Origin of the sequence: Sulfitobacter sp. AS92, assembly GCF_038900015.1 — a bacterium.
Taxonomy (GTDB): domain Bacteria; phylum Pseudomonadota; class Alphaproteobacteria; order Rhodobacterales; family Rhodobacteraceae; genus Sulfitobacter.
The window spans coordinates 1-3125 of record NZ_JBBMQL010000029.1 but is presented as its reverse complement, the minus strand read 5'-3'; the positions used below and the strand labels follow the sequence as shown (position 1 = coordinate 3125).

The following is a 3125-nucleotide window of genomic DNA, read 5'->3' as shown; positions in this document are numbered from 1 at the left end:
AGCGTGTTCGGTGGTGCAAAGATGACCACCGCGCTCCTCGACCGCCTCACACATCGTTGCCACATTCTCGAGACCGGCAATGACAGCTACCGGTTCAAGGCCAGCTCCGCGACAGCCAAAAAGAAACGAAAGGAGACAGCGGCATTGACGCCATCATAACGCAAAGAACATAATAACTGGGTGGGTCAAGTCTCGGTGACAATGCCGGGTCAGTTCTCGGTGACAATCAACACACCACGACCCCTTAGCGCAGCATTTTGACGTGTTGGATGGCTGCATCGCGGACAAAGCGCCAATTCGCTGCGGGAGGGCGATGGCCGCTTCGGCACCCGTGATAATGAGATGGCGCTATCAAATATCCGTCCCCAGTGATAGGCAGTCGTGCTTGATCGCGAACGCATTGGAGGCAGCGAAAATTGAAACCATTTGATCTTCTATCGCTTGTAGAAATCGACGCCCAGTTAATTGAAAAGCTGGCCACCAGAGCTTGTCAGCTTCAAGTGCATTGGCAAAATCGAACAATGCCTCAGACGTTGCAGGGGCGGCGTGTCGGGATGATTGAGGAATTACCCGGCTGGCGAAATCCGACAGCGCTTGCCATTGGTGTCACGGCAATGGGCGGCAGTTGTGTTTCCGCCTCCGCGAAGTTGGAAGGAGCAGAAACGGTCGACGATCTTGCCGGCTACATGGACAACTGGTTCGACCTGATGGCAGTGCGCACCCCGCGTCTGTCCAAGCTGAGGTCCTTTGCCGATGCGCTAAAGGCCCCGGCGTTGAACCTACGAACGAACGACAACCATCCTTGCGAGGTGCTTGGAGACTTAGCCTACGTAATGTCTGTTCGTGGGTCATGGAACGGACTTCAGGTCGCGATGGTCGGGCCTTCTGGCAACATCGCTTCATCATGGTTCGAGGCGGCGCGTGTGCTTGGTATAGATGTGCTTCAAGTCACTCCTAAGGGGTTTGAGGCCAGTGAACAGGTTCGTGGCTCATGCGATGTGACTGACGACATACGCGCGATTGAAGGAACGGATCTGATTGTGACTGACTGCTGGCCCTCTGACCTCGACGCAGATGGCGCAGATGCCTTCCAAAAATGCCGTATCGAAGCGGCCATTTTGAACCGCTGCAAAGACGATGCCCTTTTCGTGCCATGTCCGCCCGTAACGCGGGGACAGGAAGTGTCAGACGATGCGATGCGGCATTCGGCTTGCGCGGCAACCCCGGCAAAAGCGTTTCTTCTTCATACGCAAAACGCATACGTGGAAGAAGCAATCGAGAGCGTCTAAACCAGACATTCATACGCCATGCGGCATCAGGCACATTGAGCTGTTTGAGGCACCGGATAAGGATAGGTTGTATCTTTTCGAGGAGTGGCAGGATCAGGATGCGCTCGATCAGCATCATGCCCAGCCCTACACAGCTGCGGTTTTCAAATCTTACGAGGGCTGGCTCGCGGAACCACCCCGTATCCTGCCTTTGAATGGCCTGAAGTAGCATGTTTTTTCTGCAGGAGTTACCGACACGAATGATGATCGACGGTTACGTATCGGAGACAGGTGTGGGTGACGTGGACACCGTGGCGCAAGCACTCTCAATGATGCGAGAGGCAAGCCAACTGGAGCGCCTCTTAGAAGCCTACTTTGGCAGTCATAACCTTTCACAGTTGAAGTTCCATATCCTCATCGTAATAGACCGCGAGCCAGACACGGACAGTCTTCGTCAAAGCGAAATCAACCAACGATTGGATGTTTCCAAGCCAGTCCTGCACCGGACTGTGGGTTCGCTGCTGAAAGACGGATTGCTCGTGCGCCGAGACGATCCCGAGGATTCACGCGCTCACCATCTGGCCCTGACCGGCGAAAGCAAGTCGATGCTTTCAGCGATCCTACCCGGCTATTTTGAAACCATTTCCGGTTTTATGGAAAAACGGCCATGACGCGGCTTCTGACGGTCCTCTTCGCATGGATCGCCGTCTATACCGCTGTCACGGCCACATTAGTGGGATTCCAGCGGGCAGGCTTAGATATGCCGCTACCAGTGCAGACATTTCTGCTCACAACCGTTCTGGTGCCGACGATGATATTTATCCTTGGTCCATTCGCAGCAATGCTCGCGCAAACCGTAGTACGAAAGTTTGGCTAAGCAGACATCAAGCCTCAAGCCTGTGTTCCAAAAACGCTCGGTCTTGACTGGCCAACCAAAAACCCCTTTCAAAACCCAACTAATTGTTGAAGGTTTTTGGCTCTTTCGAGATAGCAGACCTACGTGTATCACGCAGCATCGGTGAGTTTGGGCTCGAAGAAGACGTTAGCTGTAAAGAGCACCGAGGTCGGCAGAGCGGACCTTCCAGACATTCGCTGCGGATGCGCCAATGTCGGCTTCGGTGACGCCGTTCAACAATCGGTCCTTTTGGGAACGATTTTCCAGCGATCCACCTTCTGCCACTTGACAGAGTTAGCCGTTGCCCGCCGTTTCCAGCTCTTTCACTTCCGGCCGATCCTGTTGCAAAAGCCAGCTGTCTTGCAGCCAGTGTTCAGTCCGACGATGCCCTGGCATATTGACCCAGAAAATATCGCGCTCGAACACCATGACCTCTTCATCAGGGCCGACAATGACCCAGAACCAAAGCCGGTCGGAGTTTGTCGAGCGCATCTTCACCTTCATGCCGGTCAGTGTGATTTTTTCGACATTCCCCTGCCTATTCACCGTGATGGTCTCGTTATGTGGTGCGATCCAGTGAACTTTGTGTGCGTCCAATAAATCCGGTGCATGCCGATCGAGAAAATCCATGGCGATATCACGTGCGACATCGTCCGACGGCAGCTCTGCCGATGCGGCCATTTCTCGGGTCATGCGCGTGAAGCCCAGAAGGATACCGTCTTCGCTAACTACTGTCGAAACATGCTCACCGCCTATCCCACGGTTTGTTCCGTCGCTCCGTTCGGCTCGGGAGAGTATAGCCGCACGGCCATCCACTTCGACCTGCGCTTCTCCAACCGGCGTAAATCCCTCCGGAAGCAGCGACAGCAAAAGCGCCGATATTTGCATTGTGATATTCATGGTATTTCCCTTTCATGGTTGGTTTTTAGTTCAGGATACCTCTTTCGGTCGCGGCGTGCCGC

The 3125-nt window shown here is 54.2% G+C and carries 6 protein-coding genes; 5 read left to right on the top strand and 1 reads right to left on the bottom strand.

Annotated elements, in window-relative coordinates; genetic code table 11:
• From WNY61_RS20180 to WNY61_RS20160, 5 genes are all read left to right on the top strand, one after another.
• On the top strand, positions 1–159 hold a 159-nt coding region (locus WNY61_RS20180; protein WP_342853234.1), incomplete at its 5' end, for an ATP-binding protein.
• Between the two features lie 257 nt (positions 160–416).
• A complete protein-coding gene (locus WNY61_RS20175) occupies positions 417–1289 on the top strand; it encodes a hypothetical protein (RefSeq protein ID WP_342853233.1) in 873 nt (290 codons plus the stop codon).
• On the top strand, positions 1192–1497 hold the full coding sequence (locus WNY61_RS20170) for an antibiotic biosynthesis monooxygenase (RefSeq protein WP_342853232.1): 306 nt from the start codon (positions 1192–1194) through the stop codon (positions 1495–1497). The genes WNY61_RS20175 and WNY61_RS20170 overlap by 98 nt, the downstream gene beginning before the upstream one ends.
• A gap of 31 nt (positions 1498–1528) precedes the next feature.
• Positions 1529–1939, top strand: coding sequence for a MarR family transcriptional regulator (locus WNY61_RS20165; RefSeq protein WP_342853231.1), 411 nt, complete (start codon positions 1529–1531; stop codon positions 1937–1939).
• Positions 1936–2145 carry a hypothetical protein gene (locus WNY61_RS20160; protein ID WP_342853230.1) on the top strand — a complete coding sequence of 70 codons (210 nt, stop codon included), beginning with the start codon at positions 1936–1938 and terminating at the stop codon, positions 2143–2145. Before WNY61_RS20165 ends, WNY61_RS20160 begins: the two co-directional genes overlap by 4 nt.
• Positions 2146–2457: 312 nt before the next feature.
• Here WNY61_RS20160 and WNY61_RS20155 read toward each other — a convergent pair whose 3' ends face one another.
• A complete protein-coding gene (locus tag WNY61_RS20155) occupies positions 2458–3063 on the bottom strand; it encodes a hypothetical protein (protein WP_342853229.1) in 606 nt (201 codons plus the stop codon).
• Positions 3064–3125 lie beyond the last annotated feature (62 nt).